Raw genomic sequence first — 19,258 nt, 5'->3', positions numbered from 1 at the left:
TGCGATGAGTGCATTTTCGTGAGATTGCAGGTGAAACGGTAGCTGCATGACCTGAATATCGGCTATGCTTTTTCTGCATGAGCACCTTCGACAATCTTGATCTCCTTCGCGCGTTCATCGCCATCGTTGACAGTGGCAGCATCTCGGCGGCCGCAAGAAAGCTCCGGCTAAGTCAACCGACGCTAAGCCGGCAACTGCAGGCGCTCGAAGCGCAGTCCGGCACGGCGCTCCTGCGCCGGGACACGCATCGCATGAGCCTCACCGATACGGGCGCGCAAATACTCACCGATGCGCAGGCATTGCTGTCGATGGCCGAGGAATGCGAGAACCGGTTGCGAAGTGATCAGGCAGCGTTGAGCGGACAGATCCGCGTCTTCTCCACCATCGATTTTGGCCAATCGGTCGTCAGTCGCCTCATCAGCAGTTTTATTCAGGCGAACCCGGCTGTGCGCGTGGAGCTCGGCTATTCGAATCGGCCTTTGCACATGATCGAGGAGGGTTGCGATGCGGGCATCCTCGCCGGCGCACTCAGTGACGAGCGCGTCGTGTCTCGCTCGCTGGGCGAGATAAGGCGCTGTGTCGTCGGCGCTGCGTCACTTCTTAAGGACCATGGGAAACCGAGTGCGCCTGAGGATCTCGCCCGCTTCCCTTGGGTCGCCCTGTCCGGAAGTCAATTCGGTGGCCCAAGGAATGTAACGTTGCGCTCCGGCGCGGCGGGTTACTCGCTGGAGATTGAGCCGGTGTTTGTTACTGAAGGTGGGGCGAGTATCCGTGAAGCGGTTCGGCTGGGACTTGGCGTCGCCGTGCTGCCTGAGTGGTTCGTCGAGGAAGATCTGCTCTCGGGGCGCATGGTCCGACTGCTGCCAAAGTGGCATGCCAAGCCGTGGGCCGCGCAGATCGTTTATCCGGCGCAGCGAAGAATGCCGGTCCGGGTGAAGGCATTCGTCGACTTTGCGATGCAATACATGGCAACGGTGCTCAAACCTCACGGCCAGTCGTAACGAAGTGCCGCTCGAATCCTGGTGATCGAACGGCAGCGTTGAGGTTGTGGATTCAACCGGTCGATGCAACAGTGCGATGAAACCGTTGTGCCGGCGTTTCGTGGTCTAGTGTCTTCCCGGAACGTTCGTTCAAACGTCGTGCCATGGCATTGAGCCTGGCGTGCGACTCGCGCTCGAAATGCCGATGGCCATCGCCATCGGCTCGACATCGTTCCCTGTGAGGATGATTGGGATGTTCTGACTGGACATCGGTTCCCACCCGGTCTTAAAGAGTGCATCCCTGCCTGAAGTCGCCGAATCTGGTACTTTTTCGGTATCTGTCCCCGGATGCAGATTCGATCATCTGATTTCATGCAACGCTAGGAGCGAGAAATGGAAAGCAAAAGCGCGAGTTCTTCCGGCAAGTGTCCGGTCATGCACGGCGGCGTCACGTCGGCGGGCATGTCCAACATGGAGTGGTGGCCCAAGGCACTGAACCTCGACATCCTGCATCAACACGACACCAAGACCAACCCGATGGGGGCATCGTTTCACTACAGGGATGCCGTCAAGACCCTGGACATCGACGCGCTCAAGAAAGATCTCACGGCCCTGATGACCGACAGCCAGGACTGGTGGCCTGCGGATTGGGGGCACTACGGCGGCCTGATGATCCGTATGGCCTGGCACTCGGCAGGTACCTACCGCATTGCCGATGGGCGAGGCGGCGGTGGCACGGGCAATCAGCGATTTGCCCCACTCAACTCCTGGCCCGATAACGCCAATCTCGACAAGGCCCGCCGTCTGCTGTGGCCGATCAAGAAGAAGTATGGCAACAAGCTGAGCTGGGCCGACCTGATCATCCTCGCGGGCACCCTCGCCTACGCGTCGATGGGATTGAAGACCTTCGGCTTCGGTTTCGGCCGTGAAGATATCTGGCACCCGGAAAAGGATATCTACTGGGGATCCGAGAAGGCGTGGCTCGCGCCCACCGAAAATCCGAACAGCCGATACTCCGGTGAGCGTGATCTGGAAAATCCCTTGGCGGCCGTCATGATGGGGCTGATCTACGTGAACCCGGAGGGCGTCGATGGCAAGCCCGATCCACTGAAGACGGCCCGCGACGTGCGCGAGACCTTCGCGCGCATGGCAATGAACGACGAGGAAACGGTTGCCCTGACGGCGGGCGGGCACACCGTTGGCAAGACGCACGGCAATGGCAATGCTGCCAACCTTGGCCCGGCACCGGAAGGCGCGGATGTCGACGCGCAGGGCCTGGGCTGGATCAACCAGGTCAGCCGTGGCGTGGGGCGCGACACGGTCACCAGTGGCATCGAAGGTGCCTGGACCACGCACCCGACGAAATGGGACGGCGGCTATTTCGACATGCTCCTTGGCCATGAGTGGGCGTTGCAGAAGTCGCCGGCCGGCGCCTGGCAGTGGGAGCCCGTCGACATCAAGGAAGACGCCATGCCCGTGGATGTCGAAGACCCGTCGGTTCGCCACAAGCCGATCATGACCGACGCCGACATGGCGATGAAGATGGATCCGGAATATCGGAAGATTTCGGAACGGTTCCACCAGGATCCGGCTTATTTCTCGGAAGTCTTCGCGCGCGCGTGGTTCAAGCTGACCCATCGTGACATGGGGCCGAAGTCCCGCTACCTTGGCCCGGATGTGCCGAAGGAAGACTTGATCTGGCAAGACCCGGTCCCCGCGGGCCGCAAGGACTACGACGTGGCCGCCGTGAAGGCAAGGATCGTTGCCAGCGGCCTCGGCATTGGTGACATGGTGACGACCGCGTGGGACAGCGCCCGCACCTTCCGTGGTTCCGACAAGCGCGGGGGCGCCAACGGTGCGCGCATCCGTTTGGCCCCGCAAAAGGACTGGGAAGGCAACGAGCCGGTGCGCCTGACCAGCGTGCTGGCCGTGCTGGAGAAGATCGCCGCCGAGACGGGTGTCAGTGTGGCCGATGTGATCGTGCTGGCCGGTAACGTGGGTGTGGAGCAGGCGGCCAAGGCGGCGGGCTTTCATGTCACCGTTCCTTTCGCACCCGGGCGTGGCGATGCAACGCAGGCGCAAACGGATGTGGCATCGTTCGACGTCCTGGAGCCTGTGGCGGATGGCTTCCGCAACTGGTTGAAGCAGGACTACGCGGTGAGCCCGGAGGAACTGCTGCTCGACAGAAGCCAGTTGATGCGGCTGACGGCTTGCGAAATGACCGCCTTGTTGGGGGGCATGCGGGTACTGGGCACCAACTACGGGGGCACCCGGCATGGTGTGCTTACGAGTCGCGTTGGCGCGTTGACGAATGATTTCTTCGTCAATCTGACCGACATGGCGAATACGTGGAAGCCGGCGGGCAACAATCTGTACGAAATCCGCGATCGCCGGTCCGGTGACGTGAAATGGACGGCCACGCGCGTCGATCTGGTCTTCGGCTCGAACTCGGTGCTGCGTGCCTACGCGGAGGTCTACGCGCAGGACGACAACAAGGAGAAGTTCGTGCAGGACTTCGTCGCCGCCTGGACGAAGGTCATGAACGCCGATCGGTTCGACTTGGCGTAATTTTCGATGCAGCATCCCTCGCAGCCGGGACACGGCTGCGAGGACCGTCTGGGTGTCACCCACAACTTTCGGTCAAATCACGCGTCCCTGAAAATCCGGCGACGGGCACCCACTTGCTCGTTGATTGCGGATCGACCGACGGGGTCGGTACGGCGGAAGACCTTCGCCGGCACGTTGGGCTAGCGATCACGGCCGCCGCATTACACTGCTACCCATGCGCCCAAATTCTCCCCAACCTCACGGCCAAGACCGCCTCACGTCCTATTTCTGGAGTGGCGACGCCATCCGCAGCCGGCGCGTGAGCGACGTTGTGCTGTCAGGCAATGTCGACGTGCCCGAGCTGCCGGTGCCGCTGCTCGCCGATTGGGCGCGGGAGATATCGTTGCGCATGACGCTGGACGCGGGCGATGTCGAGGTGATGCCGCTGGCACGCGCGCGCACGCGCTGGCCGGACTACTCGCAATACGTGCAGGCCGTGTCCGATTGGACGCGCGCACTGGGATTGCCCGGGCCGCTCGCAGCGAACGACGTGGCGCTCATGGCCTGCCGCGGCGCGAGGTATCACCACGACGGAGAACAATATGGCGGCGCGGCGTTCTGTAATTTGTTCCTGAGCGACGACAAGGGACAGGACGTCCATTTCCCGGCACTGGGCCTTCGAATCCCGCTGAAGCGGGGGACAGTGCTGATATTCGATACCTGCCAGCCGCATGGCGTGATTCGACGCGGCAACCCTGTCTTCGATGCGGGCGACTTTCCCGCCGATGAAGATGGCACGCAGGTATTCCTGACGTGGGAGCTTCCCATCGAGGATCCCCATGTCGCACGGGCGCTCGACGTCGTTTTCGACGTTGACCCGGTGGCCTCGATGACGGTGAATGAAGAGCAAGTGCGGCGAGAGGATGCTAGGGTCGGCGTCTGCCCGCAATCAGGTCAGTGGCGCCGCGCTGACGCGTCGAGCCAGACAATGAACAACGGCTGAGGATGAAGGCAGTCGCGGGCCAGCGCTGGCGCCGCTCAAAGCGGGATGTCTTCGATCAAGGCCAGGCGCAACGCGCGGATGCGTCGGTCGACGAAATAGCCACCGCCCTCCGTGTAGCGCAGATATAGCCGTGCGCACGAGACGCATTCCCACACACTACAGCGGTTATACGGGAAATAGCGCGGGGCGACCGGCGCATTGTCTGACCAATACGTCGTCTTGCCGGGCAGGTATTCGGCAAAGGTGGGTTCCGGATCGCTTTCCGCGAGCAAGGTGCCAATCTCTCGCAACTGCGTTTCGTCGAGGGAAATGGGCTGGGATTGCCAGCCGTCGAGCGGCGTTTTCGTGCACGCACACGGACCGGGCTCGCTGACTTCGGCGCGCCGTGCAAGATCGATCAGGGTTGTGGTGTCCAGGTAGTCGGGCATGGCAGGTGGCATCGGTGCAGCAAACGCGCCATCATGCGCGCGTTCGCCAGGGTTCGGCAATCCGTCCGATCACCGCCGCGTCGAGGCGAACCGTCGACAAGACCGGATCGACGTTCGCAGCGGTGCTCGCATCGTCCTCCCTCGCGCCATTCGATCGACCAAGTGAACGCAATTAACGCGCCCAAAGATATATGACGTCATATGTATAAATCTCGGGAAAACCCGAATTTTCGGGTTGTTGTGGCTAATTTATGCTCCCAACACATAGGACATCAGACAACATGTCGGAGACAAACATGGAGAATGGCATTACCCGGGCATCCCTTGCCCGAGATGGGGCGCTTGGCGCGGCGGCTACCACCGCCGGCGGCGTCGACAGCGCCTATGCGGGGCGCAGCAAGGCGCGGTACCTGGTCGTTTTCATGCTCTTCCTGATCACGACGGTCAACTATGCCGATCGCGGAACGCTCTCCATTACGGGCACGGCCATCCAGCACCACCTTGGCATTTCGCCGGTCGCGATGGGCTATCTGTTCTCGTCGTTCGCGTGGGCCTATGTCGCCTCGCAGATTCCCGGCGGCTGGCTGCTCGACCGCTTCGGCACCAAGCGGGTGTATGCCTGCAGTATCTTCTTCTGGTCGCTGGTGACGGCGCTGCAGGGCCTGGTCGCGGGCCTGCCGGTCGCGATGGCGATCATCACGCTGTTCGCGCTGCGCTTTCTCGTGGGCGCGGCCGAGGCGCCCGCATTCCCGGGCAACTCGCGCATGACCGCCACGTGGTTTCCGACGGCCGAGCGCGGCACGGCGTCGGCGATCTTCAATTCGTCGCAATATTTCGCCGCCGTGCTGTTCACGCCGCTCATGGGCTGGATCACGCATGCCTACGGTTGGCAGTACGTGTTCTACGTGATGGGCGCGCTGGGCATCGCGCTCACCGGCGTCTGGCTCAAAACCATTTATGCGCCGCGCCAGCATCCGCTCGCGAACGACGCGGAAGTCCGTTTCATTGCGGATCACGGCGCGATGATCGACCTCGAGGACAGGCAGGTCGCCGCGCAGCGCCGCGCCGCGATGGCGGGTTCGACGGACGGTGCGCAGAGCCGCAAGATCTTCGCGCAACTGCTCAAGAGCCGCATGATGCTCGGTGTGTTTGTCGCGCAGTACTGCATCACGACGCTGACGTACTTCTTCCTGACGTGGTTTCCGATCTATCTTGTGCAGGAACGCCACATGTCGATTCTGAAGGCCGGCTTTGTCTCGTCGATCCCGGCGATCGCCGGTTTCCTCGGCGGCTTGCTCGGCGGCGTGGTGTCGGACCGGATGATGAAGCACGGTTTCTCCACGTCGACCGCGCGCAAGGTGCCGATCGTCGTCGGGCTGCTGCTTTCGACCTGCATGATCGCCTGCAACTACGTCGACAACCAGTGGGTCGTGGTCGGCATCATGGCGGCGGCATTCTTTGGCAAGGGCATTGGCGCGCTGGGCTGGGCTGTTGTCTCCGATACGGCGCCGAAGCAGGCGAGCGGACTGTGCGCGGGGCTCTTCAATACGTTCGGTAACACGGCGGGCATCACGACGCCGATCGTTATCGGCTATCTCGTGCAGGACACTGGCTCGTTCGCGGCGGCACTGGTCTTCGTGAGCGCGAATGCGCTGATTGCGATCGTGTGCTATTTGTTCGTCGTCGGCAAGATCCAGCGTTTCGAGCTGGCGGCGTAATCCATGCGGCAAGATCGCGGCGCTCACGCAACGTTACCCGCGCAAGCGCCTGAACTCGCCGAACCTCGGGAAGGCGGGAAGGCGGCGCCCGAGCTGCCGCCAGCGGTCCATCGCGTCCCGCCGGACGGTGCGTTGCAGGCGATGATCACCGATGGGTGTCGCGGTCGATACGGAGGGCAACGTGTGGTGCGGCTGGGGCTTTGCACGGACGTCCCGGCGTAAGTTCCGCCGGCCGCGATGGCGTGAAGGTCTTCAATGCGAACCGTCAACCGATCGGCGTCATCCGCTCGCCTGTTTCCCTTAACTTCTGGTACTTTTTTCATGTCTACGACGCTCACTCACGTCAACGCTACACCCACCGTCACCGAACTGCGCGTCATCCCCGTCGCCGGGCGCGACAGCATGCTGATGAATCTCTCCGGCGCGCACGGCCCGTTTTTCACGCGCAACATCGTGATCCTGACGGACAGCGCGGGGAACACTGGCGTGGGCGAAGTGCCCGGCGGCGAGCGCATCCGCAAGACGATCGACGATGCACGCGCCTACGTCGTCGGCCAATCGATCGGCAACCTGCAAGCGATCCTGAACCGCGTGCGCACGGTATTCGCCGATCGCGACGTCGGCGGTCGCGGCCTGCAGACCTTCGACCTGCGCACGACGATCCACGCCGTCACCGCGCTCGAAGCGGCACTGCTCGACCTGCTCGGCCAGCACCTTGGCGTGCCGGTCGCCGCCCTGCTCGGCGAAGGCCAGCAGCGCGACGAGGTCGAGATGCTCGGTTATCTGTTCTACGTCGGCGATCGGACCAAGACTGACCTGCCGTACGCGTCGGGCGCAAACGGGCGCGACGACTGGGAGCGCCTGCGTACCGAAGTCGCACTGACGCCGGAAGCGGTGGTGCGTCTGGCGCAGGCCGCGAAGGCGCGCTACGGCTTCAATGATTTCAAGCTCAAGGGGGGCGTGCTCTCGGGCGATGCGGAGATGGAAGCGGCCACGGCGCTTGCGGAGTGCTTCCCGGAAGCGCGTGTGACCCTCGATCCCAACGGCGCGTGGTCCCTCGCCGAGGCGATCCGCCTGTGCCGTGACAAGCATGACGTGCTCGCCTACGCGGAAGACCCGTGCGGCGCCGAGAACGGCTATTCGGGCCGCGAAGTGATGGCCGAGTTCCGTCGCGCGACCGGCCTGCCGACGGCGACCAACATGATCGCGACCGACTGGCGTCAGATGGGCCACGCGATTCAACTGCAATCCGTCGACATCCCGCTGGCCGATCCGCACTTCTGGACGATGCAGGGCTCGGTGCGCGTGGCGCAGATGTGCAATGACTGGGGCCTGACGTGGGGCTCGCATTCGAACAATCACTTCGACGTGTCACTGGCGATGTTCACGCACGTCGCGGCGGCCGCGCCCGGCAAGATCACGGCGATCGACACGCACTGGATCTGGCAGGACGGCCAGCGCCTCACGCGCGATCCGTTGCAGATCGCCGGCGGCAAGGTGAAGGTGCCGGAAGTGCCGGGCCTCGGCGTCGAACTCGATATGGACGAAGTCGAGAAGGCGCATGCGCTGTATCAGCAACACGGCCTCGGCGCGCGCGATGACGGCGTCGCGATGCAGTACCTGATTCCGAACTGGACATTCGACAACAAGCGTCCGTGCCTCGTGCGTTAAGTCGCTTCCGTCGCGAATTTCCGTCATGAATCCGTGCGAGAACACCGGGACTGGTAAAATGCGCGTCCAACGTGGAACGTCATTTTATGAAGTCTCAAACACTTCGGGAGCAGTGGCTCCCGAATCTCCCCGGTAATGTCCTTGCCGGACTGACCACGTCGTTCGCGCTGGTGCCCGAGTGCATCGCCTTCGCGCTGGTCGCTCAAGTCAACCCGCTCATGGGCCTCTACGGGGCCTTCATCCTTTGCGCGCTCACCGCCATCTTCGGCGGTCGTCCTGGCATGATCTCCGGGGCTGCCGGATCAATGGCGGTCGTTATCGTCGCGCTGGTCGTCCAGCACGGTGTGCAATACCTGCTCGCGACCGTCGTCCTGGGCGGCGTGCTCATGATGCTCTTCGGCCTGCTGCGTCTCGGCAAGCTGATTCGCATGGTGCCGCACCCGGTGATGATCGGGTTCGTGAACGGACTCGCGATCATTATCGCCATGGCGCAACTGGAGCACTTCAAGCGCGCCACCCCGCAAGGCGATGTCTGGTTGCAAGGCACGCCGCTGGCGATCATGTGCGCGCTGGTCGCGCTCACGATGCTGATCGTCTACGGGCTGCCGCGCGTGACGAAAGCCGTACCGCCTGCGCTGGTCGCCATCGTCGGTGTCGGACTCCTCAGCCAGGGGTTGCACCTGCCCACGCGCACGCTCGGCGACATGGCGCACATCGCCGGGGCGCTGCCGTCCCTGCATCTGCCGCACGTGCCGTTCGATCTGGAGACGCTGGGGATCGTCTTCCCCTACGCATCGCTCATGGCGATGGTCGGTCTGCTCGAGACGCTGCTTACCTTCAACCTCACTGACGAGATCACGCAAACGCGCGGCCGCCCGAATCGCGAATGCCTCGCGCTCGGCGTGTCGAATGTCGTATCGGGGATGTTTGGGGGGATGGGGGGCTGCGCCATGATCGGCCAGACCATGATCAACCTGAGTTCGGGCGGGCGCAGTCGCGTTTCGGGCGCAACGGCCGGCATCATGATCCTGCTGTTCGTGCTGTGCCTGTCCCCACTCATCGAGCGGATTCCGCTGGCGGCGCTCGTCGGGGTGATGCTCGTCGTTGCCCAGCAGACGTTCGCCTGGGGCTCGCTTCGCGTGCTGGGCAAGGTGCCCCGCAACGACGCCCTCGTGATCGTCGCGGTGACGGTCATCACCGTCTTCACGGATCTGGCTGTCGCGGTGATGTGCGGCATCGTCATCGCCGCACTCAACTTCGCCTGGCAACATGCCCGCGAGATTCGCGCCGACGTGCACGAGAACGGCGACGACGCCCGCACCTACGTCCTGCACGGCACGTTGTTCTTCGCGTCGACCGCCAATTTCCAGGACCTGTTCCAGCCGTTGACGGATGTGCACCGGATCGTCGTGGATTGCCGTCATTTGCACGTGGCGGATCACTCGGCCATCGTGGCGTTCGAGGCGCTCCGCGAGCGTTATCGGAAGTCGGGCCGAAGCCTGTGCTTCGTCAATCTCTCGCCGCGCAATCAACACCTGCTCGAGCGTGCCGGCGTCAGCCTCGTCGAGGCCTGACACGCTCGCCGGCGGATGGCCTCACGTCACTTGAACGTGTGCAGGTAGGCGAGCAGGTCGGCCACCTTGCGCTCGTTGCCGATGCCCCAGAAGCGCATCTTCGTGCCCGGCACGGTCTTGCCCGGATCGGCGACGAAGGCGGCGAGCGTCCTGTCGTCCCAGACGATGCCGGACTGCTTCATCGCCGTCGAGTAATCGAAGTCCGGCAGGCTGCCTGCCCGGCGGTTGACGATATGGTTGAGTTGCGGGCCGAAGCCCGACGTCGCCATCGGGCCGAGCGCATGGCACGACGCACAGCGCGCTGCAAACAATGTCTTGCCCGCCTCGACGTCGCCTGCGGCCATGGCCGGTGCGGCACGCGTGCTCACGGGAGTGAGCGCGGTGAGCAGCGCGAGCAGCACGAACATCGGCGTATCACGCCATCGGCGAGCGGCAAACGCGGGGAGCGTGAGGCAGGCGGTCGGGAAAAGGGAACGGTCGGTCATCGGAGGGGCGCAGCCGGGGAACGTGTTGAAGGCAAGCCGCTAACTTACCGCGTTCCGTCCGGCGCCACCAGCGATTCCCGAGCGAAGGCGGTGCGACATCGTGTCGCGGCCGCCAGGGGATGCCCAGCGACGAATGGCCGGTCGACGCCAGGGCATCGACGAGCATTCGCCGCGGCCGGCCGCGGTCTTACGCCGCGCCCTTGACCACGCTCTCCGGCAGATCGCGACCGTGGTACTTCTTGTAGATCGCGTTGAGCTTGCCGTTCTTCAAATTGGTCTTTACCCAGTGATTGATCCAATCCTTGAGCGCCGGCTGATTCTTGTTGAGCGCGATGCCCAGATCGAATTCCTTCTGGGCAAACTTCAATTCGAGGTTCTTGTCCGGTGCACGCTTTTGCATCTCGCCGAGATTCGACGGGGTGCTCGAGAAGATGTCGACCTGACCGGTCACCATCGATGTGATGAGCGTGGCGTCGTCTTCGTAACGCACGATCTGCGCGCCCTTGGCGTTCTGGGTGGTGAGCGAATCGTTGACGGTCGCGCGGGTCAGGCCGACGCGCTTGCCGTTCAGGTCGTCGTAACCCTTGATGACCATGCTCTTGGGGCCGCCCACGATGATCGAAATGACCGCGTATGGCATCGAAAAATCGATCACCTTCTGACGCTCTGGCGAGATCGAGAGATCGGCCACCACGATATCGGCGCGGTTCGACTGCAGCGTCGGGATGCGCGCGGCGTTCGTCACTGACACGATGTCGAGCTTCACGCCCAGATCCTGCGCCAGCAGCTTGGCCGTTTCGACGTCCGAGCCTACCGGCTGCAGGTTGGCGTCGGCGTACGAGTAAAGCGGCGTGCCCATGGCGATCGCAATGCGGATCTTGCCCGCCTTCTTGATGTCGTCGAGCTGATCGGCAAGGGCGGCGTGCGCCATGGCGCCAAGCAGGACGGCGGCGCAGGTCTGGGTGAGCAATGTCTTGAGAGTCATGCAGAGGTCTCCTTGGAGTTGTGGATTGTCTTGCGTGGCCGGATTACAGCCCGTTGGCGAGAAACGCGCGCAGTTCGGGGGTTTGGGGGTTGTCGAGCATGTCGCCCGGACCGACTTCCCACACCTTGCCCTGATGCATGTAGATGATCTGGTCGGCGACACGCTTGGCGAACGCCATCTCGTGAGTGACGAGCACCATCGTCATGCCGCCCGCCGCGAGGTCTTCCATGACGCGCAGCACTTCGCCCGTGAGCTGCGGGTCGAGTGCGGACGTCACTTCGTCGAACAGCATGACCTTCGGCGACATGGCGAGCGAGCGCGCGATCGCCACGCGCTGCTGCTGGCCGCCCGAGAGCTGCTCGGGATAGCTGTCGGCCTTGTCGGAGAGCCCGACCTGGGCGAGCACCCGCTTGGCCACGTCTTGCGCTTCGCCGCGTGCCATGCGCTTGACGTGCCGCAGCGCGAGCATAATGTTCTCGCGCACGTTCAGATGCGGGAACAGGTTGTAGCTCTGGAAGACGATGCCGACTTCGCGGCGCAGTTGATGCAGGTCGATGTGCGGATCTTCCACGCGAATGCCGCACACTTCGATCGACCCTTCGTCGATGGTCTCCAGGCGATCGATGCAACGCAGGGCCGTGCTCTTGCCCGAGCCGCTGGCGCCGATGACCGCCACCATCTGGCCGCGCTCCACTTCGAACGACACACCCTTGAGCACCGGGTTGTCGCCGAAGCGCTTGTGAATCTGGTTGACCTTAACGATTGCCGACATTGAGCTTGCCCTCCAGTGATGCGCTCCAGCGCGAGAGCGGATAGCACAGCACGAAATAAAAAACCCCGACCAGCGAGAACACGAGGAAGGGTTGGAAAATCGAGTTGTTGATGATCTGTCCGGCGCGCGTGAGCTCCACGAAACCGATCACCGACGCGAGCGACGTCATCTTGATGATCTGCACCAGGAAGCCGATGGTCGGCGGCAGCGAAAGGCGCACTGCCTGCGGAATGATGACCAGGCGCAGCGTCTGCCAGCGCGAGAGCGAGAGGCACTCCGCGGCCTCCCATTGCGCCCGTGGCATCGCTTCGACGCAGCCGCGCCAGATGTCGCCGAGGTACGCGCTGGTGTAGACCATCAGCGCCAGCGCGGCCGCCACGATGGCGGGCAGCTCGAAGCCATAGACCGACAGGCCGAAGTAGACGATGAAGAGCAGGATCAGCAGGGGGATGCCCTGGATCGCTTCGATGAAGACCTGGACGGGCAAGCGCAGCCATCGGCGCGGCGAGATGCGCCCGAGCATCACGACAAAGCCGCCCGCACTGCCGAGAACGAAGGCGATGAGCGAGAGCACAAGTGTCCAGCCAATCGACTGCACCATGTAGCCTAAATACGTCCAGGAGAAGTTGCCGATCATGAGGTGCTCCGTTGCGCGGCGTTGGTGCCCGATTGGCCTGACGCTCCCGGTGTCCCTGCGTTACCCGAGGCATTCAGCAGACCGGCGGCGCGCGACGCCGCGGCTCGGCGGCGTGCCGCCTGGGCGGTCTGCGCCGCAGCGCGCCGCACGATGCGGCGGCGCTTGAAGAAGTACTCGCCAGCGGCCCACGCCACGAGCTTCACCAACAGCGAGAGGCCAAGATAAAGGGCGGCCACGACGATGTAGGTCTCGAGCGAGCGGAACGTGTCCGATTGCACGGTGTTGGCCACGGCCGTCAGTTCTTCGGCCGAAATCTGCGAGGCCATGGCGGAGGCCTGCATCATCAGAATGAACTGGGTGGTGAGCGCCGGATACACCTTCTCGATGGATGGTTGGAGCATGACGTGCCACGCGATGCGCCATTTCGACAGCCCCAGGCACTCGGCGGCCTCGATCTGGCCACGCGGCACCGATTCCAGCCCCGCGCGAATGATCTCCGCCGCGTACGCGCCGATGTTGATCACCATCGCAATGACCGACGCGGCGAACGTCGGCATGTGCACGCCCACGCTAGCCAGTCCGAAGTACAGCAGGAAGATCTGGACGAGGAACGGCGTATTGCGCACCGCCTCGATATAAAGGCTGCACAGGCGGGCCAGCCAGCGCCGGCGGCTACGCTTGGCAAAGGCGACCAGCGTGCCGACGGCGGTGCCGATGACGACCGCGATCACGGTCATCCTCAACGTAAGCCACGCGCCTTCCAGGAACACCGGCCAGTAAGGAAGCAGCGGGGCGAAATTCAGCGAGAAATGCATGGCAAGCGTCTGTCTCCGGTGACGTTTCGGGGCCGACGCGCCAGGCAGTCGGTTGCGGTCATGACATCCGCAATCGCCGTGGAGGGTCTTTCTTGTACGTCGTCATATGAGTGGTGCGATTTTGCGCACCGTGGATCGGCGTTGTCAAGCGTGGAGGATTGGGGGGATACCCTTGGGTATTGCCTTGTCGGGAAAGGGGTTAAAGGGCATCCCGCCCCGCGGGGCAACCCGCCGCATGCTGCATGAGGCGGCTTCAACGATGCATGGATAGCGATGGATTGCGCGCGCATGTCATCGTATCTCTTGCTGTCGGACAATGGGGAGCGCCGGGCGCGGCGGTGCGGTTCCGGGTTCTATAATCGCGCTTTGTAATTCCGATGATGACACTCAAGGCGAAATCCGATGACGCTGTCCGCGACCGCACTCGATGAACTCGACCGTCGCCTGCTCGCCCTGCTGCGGGTGAATGCGCGCGAGAGCACGGCCAATCTGGCGCGCAGGCTCGGCGTGGCGCGCACCACCGTAGTGGCCCGCCTGGCGCGGCTCGAGCGAGCGGGCGTGATCGCCGGCTACACGGTGCGACTCGGGCAGGACGCCGCCGGTGGCGGGTTGCAGGCCTGTGTCGGCATCAGCGTGCAACCACGCTCGGGGCGAGATGTGTTGCGGCGTCTGAACAAGATGCCGGAGATTCACCTGCTGTGCACCGTGAGCGGCGAGTTTGACTACGTCGCCTGGCTGCACGCGGCGTCGGCAGACCAGCTCGACGCTTTGCTCGACACGATTGGCGAGGTCGATGGCGTTACCCGCACGACGACTTCGGTCGTGCTCGCCCGCAAGATCGACCGGGGCGGCGTGCTGCCCTGAGCCTCGACCGGTAATTTTCCGTAACGGGCGGCCAAGAATCGCCCCGCGCCCCCGCCGACGCTCGCGCCGTGTACAAATTTCGCGTTTATTTCCCGGTTGCCTTGACTTCGCGCATTTGTCTGGCGAATGCGTTAGTGCTAAAATTACTGAGAATTGTTTGCATTAACTTCTTTGTCAATCTGGAGTGTGTATGCGCGTGAAATCCCTCGTGGCCGCGGTGTTGCTTGCCGGTGTGGCTACCCTGGCGAATGCCGCCGAGTTCCCCATCGGTAAACCGCTGAACGTGGCGGGCATGGAAATCAACACGGTGTATCTCCAGCCGGTCACGATGGAACCGGCCGGCATGATGCGCGATGCCGCCAAGTCGGACATCCACCTCGAAGCGGATATTCACGCGATCGCCAAGAATCCGAACGGGTATGCCGAAGGCGATTGGATTCCGGGGCTGGAAATCACCTACAAGCTGCAAAAGATGAAGAGCGACGGCAAGACCCCGGATGGCGCGTCCATCGACGGTCTGATGATGCCGATGGTCGCGAGCGATGGCCCGCACTATGGCGATAACGTCAAGCTGGCCGGGGTCGGCAAGTACAAGCTGACGATGGTTGTCAATGCGCCGGGCACGCTGCAGGCATTCGGCTGCAAGATGGGTGCCACGCCAGCGGCCGGTGCCCATGCGGCGCATGGCGGCATGGGGCCATGGTGCTTTGGCCGTCACGTCGACAAGGAAACCGGTGTGGGTCCGTGGTTCAAGCCTCTGACCAAGGAAGTGGATTTCATTTTCTCGGGGATTGGCAAGAAGGGCGGGTACTAAGCCACCCATATCACCCAGATTCGGCGTTGGCCTGGGGGCCGGCGCTGTTTTCGTTTGGAGCAGAAGGATGAATCAGCGCATCGCGCGCCTGCTGGCCTCGATGATTGCCGTGGTGGCGACCTTGTTCGTGCTGGGCGCGCCGTCGCTCGCTCGCGCCGACGACTTGCCCACTTTCCGGCTGGAGATGAACAACGGCAAGCTCAACCCGGCCCGCATCGAGGTGCCGGCCGGCAAGCGCATCAAGATCGAGGTGCACAACACCGGAACGAACGCCGTCGAGTTCGAGAGCCTGCAACTTCGCAAGGAGAAGGTGCTCGCACCGGGCGCGCAGTCGTTTGTGGTGATCGCGCCGCTGCAACCCGGCGAGTACAAGTTTTTCGACGATTTCCATCAGCAGGCGCAAGGCGTGATCGTCGCCAAGTAAGCCGGCGGAAGTCGTTCTGGACATACGGTAAGACAGGCATCACAAGAGGAATCACACGATGGGTCAGGTCATGTTCATCGTCTGGCGCGAAAGCGTCGAGGCATTGCTGGTCGTCGGCATTCTCCATGCGTGGCTGGCCAACCCTGAGCACGGTGCCAAGCGCGGCTTGCCTTATCTGTGGGCCGGCGTTGCGCTCGGGGTTGCGGCGGCCGTGGCGTTGGGGGCCGCACTCGTCGGTTTTACCGAGGCGCTCTCGGGCAACGCACAGGACTACTTCCAGATCGCCATGGTGCTGATCGCCTGCGTGCTGATCGTGCAGATGGTTTTCTGGATGAAGCGTCACGGGCGCACGCTCAAGCGCGACATGGAATCGTCGCTGCGCAAGAACCAGGATCAGGGCACATGGTGGGGCGTGCTCGTGCTGGTGGCGCTGGCCATCGCCCGTGAAGGCAGTGAGACGGCCATTTTCCTGTACGGGATCGGCTTTGGCCAGCAAGGCAGTGTGCCGCCGTCGATGTGGCTCGCGGTGCTGATCGGCTTTGCGCTGGCGCTCGCCACGTTCTGGCTGCTGCAACTGGGCGGGAAGGTCTTCTCGTGGCGCCTGTTCTTCCGCGTGACGGAAATCATGCTGCTGTTACTGGCAGCGGGGCTGCTGGAGTCAGGGCTCGATCGCCTGATCTCGCTCGAGTTGGTGCCGACGCTGGTCGATCAACTGTGGGACACCTCCGCACTGCTTGATGACGCCAGCCCGTTCGGTAGTCTCGTCGCCACCCTGACGGGGTATCGCGCGCATCCGGCCGGCATGAACCTGTTGGTGTATGGCGTGTACTGGCTGTTCATCTGGGCGCTGCTCAAGCGAGCGGACGGGCCGGCCAAGCAGGTCAAGCCCGCCTGAGCGGGTAGCGTGCAACGGGGGGCGTGAATCCGTCCCGCCGGTGCACCACAATGGTCTGTCTGGACAGGCACATGCCAGCGTCACAAGCGCCCCGGCATCGGCACGATCCGTCAGCCTGACAAGGTTGTTTCTCCGACGTACGAATTGAGCATGAGCATCGCCATACCTGTCCCGAACCGACTGGCCCGCGCAGGGCTCTGGATGCAACGTCACGGCAAGCTGATCCGTGGCGTGCAGTGGGGCATCGTGCTCGTGTACGCGTTCCTCATCGGCGTGCCGGTCATGCTACCGTTGCCGGACGAGACGGCACACATCCTCAATAACCTCACCGTCTTCGCGCAGTTCACCTTCTGGGGCATCTGGTGGCCGTTCGTGCTCATCAGCATGGTCTTGATGGGGCGTGTCTGGTGCGGCGTGCTGTGCCCGGAAGGCACGCTCTCGGAATTTGCGAGCCGCCACGGACGCGGGCGCGCCATTCCCCGTTGGATGCGCTGGGGCGGCTGGCCGTTCGTGGCGTTTGCCGGCACCACGCTCTATGGCCAGATGGTCAGCGTGTATCAGTATCCGAAGGCGGTACTGCTGGTGCTGGGCGGCTCAACCATCGGCGCGATGGTGATCGGTTATTCCTATGGCCGCGACAAACGCGTGTGGTGCAAGTACCTGTGCCCGGTCAACGGCGTGTTCTCGTTGCTCGCGCGTCTGGCCCCGTTCCACTTCAAGGTCAATGAAGACGCCTGGCGTCGGTCGTATCACACCAACGGTCACAAGATCATCCCGGTCAATTGCGCGCCGCTCGTGCCGATGCGCAATATGAAGGGCGGCGCACAATGCCATATGTGCGGTCGCTGCGCCGGGCATCGCGACGCCATCGCGCTCACGGGGCGCTCGCCGAGCGACGAGATCGTCAAGTTCGGGGCGACCGAAAACAACAGCGTATGGGACAGCGTGCTCGTCATGTATGGGCTGCTCGGCGTGGCCATCGGTGCGTTCCACTGGACGGCGAACCCGTGGTTCGTGGCGACCAAGACGATGCTCGCCACGTGGCTCATCGATCACAACATCATGTGGCCGTTCGAGACGAATGCGCCGTGGTTCATCTTTACCAATTATCCCGATCAGAGCGACGTCTTCTCGTGGCTCGATGGCGGCATGGTCGTCACGTACATTCTCGGCAACGGTCTGCTGCTGGGCCTGGCTTTCACGGTGCTCTTTGCGCTGGCGAACCGGGCGATGGGGCCGTGGCAGACGTCGCGATTCAATCACTTGGTGCAGTCGCTGATTCCGATTGCCGGCGCCGGGGTGTTCATCGGCCTGTCGGCCACGACGATCAGTCTGCTGCGCGCCGAGCATCTGCCCGTGTACTGGGCGAACGATGTGCGCGCCGCCATTCTCGCCGCGACCACGCTGTGGAGCCTGTGGCTTGGCTGGCGCGTGACCGGACGGCATGCGCGCTCGCTTGGGCGGCGTCTGGCCGGGATGGCCGGTGTCGTGGCGGCGCTGGCGCTGGTCAACTGGCTCTGGCTGTTGATGTTCTGGATCTGGTGACGCCTGGCGCACGCGAATTGGCGCGCCTCCGGCCCGTGGCCTACAATGTCGCCACAAGCCTTCCTGTGTGACACCCATGTTGCTCGCTCAACGTCTCCCGCTGTATTTCCGCCTCGTTCGTCTCGATAAGCCGATCGGTACCGTGCTGCTGTTGTGGCCAACGCTTGCGGCGTTGTGGATCGCGTCCAGCGGACATCCCGATCTGCCGCTACTGGCGATCTTCACGCTCGGCACCTTCCTGATGCGCTCGGCGGGTTGCGCCATCAACGATTACGCCGACCGCGACTTCGACAAGTTCGTCAAACGCACCAAGGAGCGGCCGATCACGTCGGGACGCATTCATGCGTGGGAAGCCGTGGCCGTGGCGGCCACGCTGGCCCTGGCGAGCTTCCTGCTGATCCTGCCGCTCAACGCACTGACCAAGTGGCTCTCGATCCCGGCATTGTTCGTGGCGGGCACCTATCCGTTTACCAAGCGCTTCCTGGCAATTCCGCAGGCATATCTCGGCGTGGCCTTCGGCTTCGGTATTCCGATGGCCTTCGCCGCGGTGCAGGATCAGGTGCCGGTCATCGCGTGGGTGCTGCTGCTCTCGAATGTGCTCTGGTCGGTGGCCTACGACACCGAATATGCGATGGTCGATCGCGACGACGATCTGAAGATCGGCATCAAGACGTCGGCGATCACGTTCGGCCGTTTCGACGTGTTGGCGATCATGCTCTGCTACGCGGGGGCGCTCGGCATCCAGGCCGGCGTGGGTGCGTATCTTGGCTTCGGCTGGCCGTTCTGGCTCGGCATGGCGGTGGCGGTGGGCTGCGCCGTCTATCACTACTTCCTGATTCGCGGACGCGAGCGCATGCCGTGCTTCGCCGCGTTCCGTCACAACAACTGGCTCGGTGCCGCCGTGTTCGCGGGCATCGCCGGGCACTACTTGCTGACGGCGCAGGCGTAGGTTGGGGGGGGGCCGGCACGGACGTCCATGTGGACGTTCGCCAATGAAACGAAAACGAACCGCACGCGAACTGATCCCCGGGAGTGGGGCAGTTCACCTGCGGTCCGTTTGTCTTTACGACTGACCGACTCAGGCGGCTGACGCGCCCGAGC

18 protein-coding genes are annotated in these 19,258 nt (G+C 63.4%); 12 read left to right on the top strand and 6 right to left on the bottom strand.

Annotated elements, in window-relative coordinates:
• Positions 1–77: 77 nt before the first annotated feature.
• From PTE31013_RS05900 to PTE31013_RS05885, 3 genes are all read left to right on the top strand, one after another.
• Entirely contained in the window at positions 78–1,001 is a 924-nt protein-coding gene (locus tag PTE31013_RS05900) for a LysR family transcriptional regulator (RefSeq protein ID WP_150611884.1), read from the top strand.
• Positions 1,002–1,373: 372 nt separating this feature from the next.
• The gene (katG, locus tag PTE31013_RS05890) at positions 1,374–3,548 is read left to right on the top strand and encodes a catalase/peroxidase HPI (RefSeq protein WP_150611882.1); all 2,175 of its coding nucleotides are present in this window, start codon (positions 1,374–1,376) and stop codon (positions 3,546–3,548) included.
• 214 nt (positions 3,549–3,762) lie between these two features.
• Positions 3,763–4,530 (top strand): hypothetical protein, encoded by a 768-nt coding sequence (locus tag PTE31013_RS05885; protein ID WP_150611881.1) that lies wholly within the window; start codon positions 3,763–3,765, stop codon positions 4,528–4,530.
• 35 nt (positions 4,531–4,565) lie between these two features.
• On the opposite strand, the gene PTE31013_RS05880 is transcribed toward PTE31013_RS05885, so the two are convergent.
• Positions 4,566–4,958, bottom strand: a complete 393-nt coding sequence (locus PTE31013_RS05880) for a hypothetical protein (RefSeq protein WP_150611880.1) — start codon at positions 4,956–4,958, stop codon at positions 4,566–4,568.
• Positions 4,959–5,239: 281 nt separating this feature from the next.
• On the opposite strand from PTE31013_RS05880, the gene PTE31013_RS05875 reads away from it, so the two are divergent.
• From PTE31013_RS05875 to PTE31013_RS05865, 3 genes are all read left to right on the top strand, one after another.
• Entirely contained in the window at positions 5,240–6,676 is a 1,437-nt protein-coding gene (locus PTE31013_RS05875) for an MFS transporter (protein WP_425495542.1), read from the top strand.
• 321 nt (positions 6,677–6,997) lie between these two features.
• Positions 6,998–8,347, top strand: a complete 1,350-nt coding sequence (gene gudD / locus PTE31013_RS05870) for a glucarate dehydratase (RefSeq protein ID WP_150611879.1) — start codon at positions 6,998–7,000, stop codon at positions 8,345–8,347.
• Between the two features lie 86 nt (positions 8,348–8,433).
• Positions 8,434–9,921 carry a SulP family inorganic anion transporter gene (locus tag PTE31013_RS05865; RefSeq protein ID WP_150611878.1) on the top strand — a complete coding sequence of 496 codons (1,488 nt, stop codon included), beginning with the start codon at positions 8,434–8,436 and terminating at the stop codon, positions 9,919–9,921.
• 26 nt (positions 9,922–9,947) lie between these two features.
• Here the strand turns inward: PTE31013_RS05865 and PTE31013_RS05860 are convergent, their stop codons facing one another.
• From PTE31013_RS05860 to PTE31013_RS05840, 5 genes are all read right to left on the bottom strand, one after another.
• Entirely contained in the window at positions 9,948–10,406 is a 459-nt protein-coding gene (locus PTE31013_RS05860) for a c-type cytochrome (RefSeq protein WP_343039546.1), read from the bottom strand.
• 187 nt (positions 10,407–10,593) lie between these two features.
• Entirely contained in the window at positions 10,594–11,391 is a 798-nt protein-coding gene (locus PTE31013_RS05855) for a transporter substrate-binding domain-containing protein (protein ID WP_150611877.1), read from the bottom strand.
• A 43-nt stretch (positions 11,392–11,434) separates the two neighbouring features.
• On the bottom strand, positions 11,435–12,163 hold the full coding sequence (locus PTE31013_RS05850) for an amino acid ABC transporter ATP-binding protein (protein WP_150611876.1): 729 nt from the start codon (positions 12,161–12,163) through the stop codon (positions 11,435–11,437).
• On the bottom strand, positions 12,147–12,800 hold the full coding sequence (locus tag PTE31013_RS05845) for an amino acid ABC transporter permease (RefSeq protein WP_150611875.1): 654 nt from the start codon (positions 12,798–12,800) through the stop codon (positions 12,147–12,149). The genes PTE31013_RS05850 and PTE31013_RS05845 overlap by 17 nt, the downstream gene beginning before the upstream one ends.
• Entirely contained in the window at positions 12,797–13,615 is an 819-nt protein-coding gene (locus PTE31013_RS05840) for an amino acid ABC transporter permease (protein ID WP_150611874.1), read from the bottom strand. Before PTE31013_RS05840 ends, PTE31013_RS05845 begins: the two co-directional genes overlap by 4 nt.
• Before the next feature lie 402 nt (positions 13,616–14,017).
• On the opposite strand from PTE31013_RS05840, the gene PTE31013_RS05835 reads away from it, so the two are divergent.
• From PTE31013_RS05835 to ubiA, 6 genes are all read left to right on the top strand, one after another.
• Positions 14,018–14,479, top strand: coding sequence for an Lrp/AsnC family transcriptional regulator (locus PTE31013_RS05835; RefSeq protein WP_150611873.1), 462 nt, complete (start codon positions 14,018–14,020; stop codon positions 14,477–14,479).
• A 190-nt stretch (positions 14,480–14,669) separates the two neighbouring features.
• Positions 14,670–15,293, top strand: a complete 624-nt coding sequence (locus PTE31013_RS05830; protein ID WP_150611872.1) for an iron transporter — start codon at positions 14,670–14,672, stop codon at positions 15,291–15,293.
• Between the two features lie 100 nt (positions 15,294–15,393).
• Complete coding sequence (locus PTE31013_RS05825; protein ID WP_174978471.1) at positions 15,394–15,717, top strand: cupredoxin domain-containing protein; 324 nt, start codon at positions 15,394–15,396, stop codon at positions 15,715–15,717.
• A gap of 58 nt (positions 15,718–15,775) precedes the next feature.
• Positions 15,776–16,612 carry an FTR1 family iron permease gene (locus PTE31013_RS05820; RefSeq protein WP_150611870.1) on the top strand — a complete coding sequence of 279 codons (837 nt, stop codon included), beginning with the start codon at positions 15,776–15,778 and terminating at the stop codon, positions 16,610–16,612.
• Positions 16,613–16,813: 201 nt separating this feature from the next.
• Positions 16,814–18,157 (top strand): 4Fe-4S binding protein, encoded by a 1,344-nt coding sequence (locus tag PTE31013_RS05815; RefSeq protein ID WP_150612201.1) that lies wholly within the window; start codon positions 16,814–16,816, stop codon positions 18,155–18,157.
• Between the two features lie 76 nt (positions 18,158–18,233).
• Positions 18,234–19,106 carry a 4-hydroxybenzoate octaprenyltransferase gene (gene ubiA / locus PTE31013_RS05810; RefSeq protein ID WP_150611869.1) on the top strand — a complete coding sequence of 291 codons (873 nt, stop codon included), beginning with the start codon at positions 18,234–18,236 and terminating at the stop codon, positions 19,104–19,106.
• Positions 19,107–19,258 lie beyond the last annotated feature (152 nt).

Origin of the sequence: Pandoraea terrigena, from assembly GCF_902459705.1 — a bacterium.
Lineage (GTDB): Bacteria > Pseudomonadota > Gammaproteobacteria > Burkholderiales > Burkholderiaceae > Pandoraea > Pandoraea terrigena.
The sequence above is the reverse complement of the archived record's forward strand: the minus strand, read 5'-3'. Positions and strand labels throughout refer to the sequence as shown.

What these genes read in the sequence shown, in the direction of transcription:
- PTE31013_RS05900 (WP_150611884.1), top strand. Translation starts at nt 78, where the DNA reads ATGAGCACCTTCGACAATCTTGATCTCCTTCGCGCGTTCATCGCCATC.
- katG (WP_150611882.1), top strand. Translation starts at nt 1,374, where the DNA reads ATGGAAAGCAAAAGCGCGAGTTCTTCCGGCAAGTGTCCGGTCATGCAC.
- PTE31013_RS05885 (WP_150611881.1), top strand. Translation starts at nt 3,763, where the DNA reads ATGCGCCCAAATTCTCCCCAACCTCACGGCCAAGACCGCCTCACGTCC.
- PTE31013_RS05880 (WP_150611880.1), bottom strand. Translation starts at nt 4,958, where the DNA reads ATGCCCGACTACCTGGACACCACAACCCTGATCGATCTTGCACGGCGC.
- PTE31013_RS05875 (WP_425495542.1), top strand. Translation starts at nt 5,240, where the DNA reads ATGTCGGAGACAAACATGGAGAATGGCATTACCCGGGCATCCCTTGCC.
- gudD (WP_150611879.1), top strand. Translation starts at nt 6,998, where the DNA reads ATGTCTACGACGCTCACTCACGTCAACGCTACACCCACCGTCACCGAA.
- PTE31013_RS05865 (WP_150611878.1), top strand. Translation starts at nt 8,434, where the DNA reads ATGAAGTCTCAAACACTTCGGGAGCAGTGGCTCCCGAATCTCCCCGGT.
- PTE31013_RS05860 (WP_343039546.1), bottom strand. Translation starts at nt 10,406, where the DNA reads ATGACCGACCGTTCCCTTTTCCCGACCGCCTGCCTCACGCTCCCCGCG.
- PTE31013_RS05855 (WP_150611877.1), bottom strand. Translation starts at nt 11,391, where the DNA reads ATGACTCTCAAGACATTGCTCACCCAGACCTGCGCCGCCGTCCTGCTT.
- PTE31013_RS05850 (WP_150611876.1), bottom strand. Translation starts at nt 12,163, where the DNA reads ATGTCGGCAATCGTTAAGGTCAACCAGATTCACAAGCGCTTCGGCGAC.
- PTE31013_RS05845 (WP_150611875.1), bottom strand. Translation starts at nt 12,800, where the DNA reads ATGATCGGCAACTTCTCCTGGACGTATTTAGGCTACATGGTGCAGTCG.
- PTE31013_RS05840 (WP_150611874.1), bottom strand. Translation starts at nt 13,615, where the DNA reads ATGCATTTCTCGCTGAATTTCGCCCCGCTGCTTCCTTACTGGCCGGTG.
- PTE31013_RS05835 (WP_150611873.1), top strand. Translation starts at nt 14,018, where the DNA reads ATGACGCTGTCCGCGACCGCACTCGATGAACTCGACCGTCGCCTGCTC.
- PTE31013_RS05830 (WP_150611872.1), top strand. Translation starts at nt 14,670, where the DNA reads ATGCGCGTGAAATCCCTCGTGGCCGCGGTGTTGCTTGCCGGTGTGGCT.
- PTE31013_RS05825 (WP_174978471.1), top strand. Translation starts at nt 15,394, where the DNA reads ATGATTGCCGTGGTGGCGACCTTGTTCGTGCTGGGCGCGCCGTCGCTC.
- PTE31013_RS05820 (WP_150611870.1), top strand. Translation starts at nt 15,776, where the DNA reads ATGGGTCAGGTCATGTTCATCGTCTGGCGCGAAAGCGTCGAGGCATTG.
- PTE31013_RS05815 (WP_150612201.1), top strand. Translation starts at nt 16,814, where the DNA reads ATGCAACGTCACGGCAAGCTGATCCGTGGCGTGCAGTGGGGCATCGTG.
- ubiA (WP_150611869.1), top strand. Translation starts at nt 18,234, where the DNA reads ATGTTGCTCGCTCAACGTCTCCCGCTGTATTTCCGCCTCGTTCGTCTC.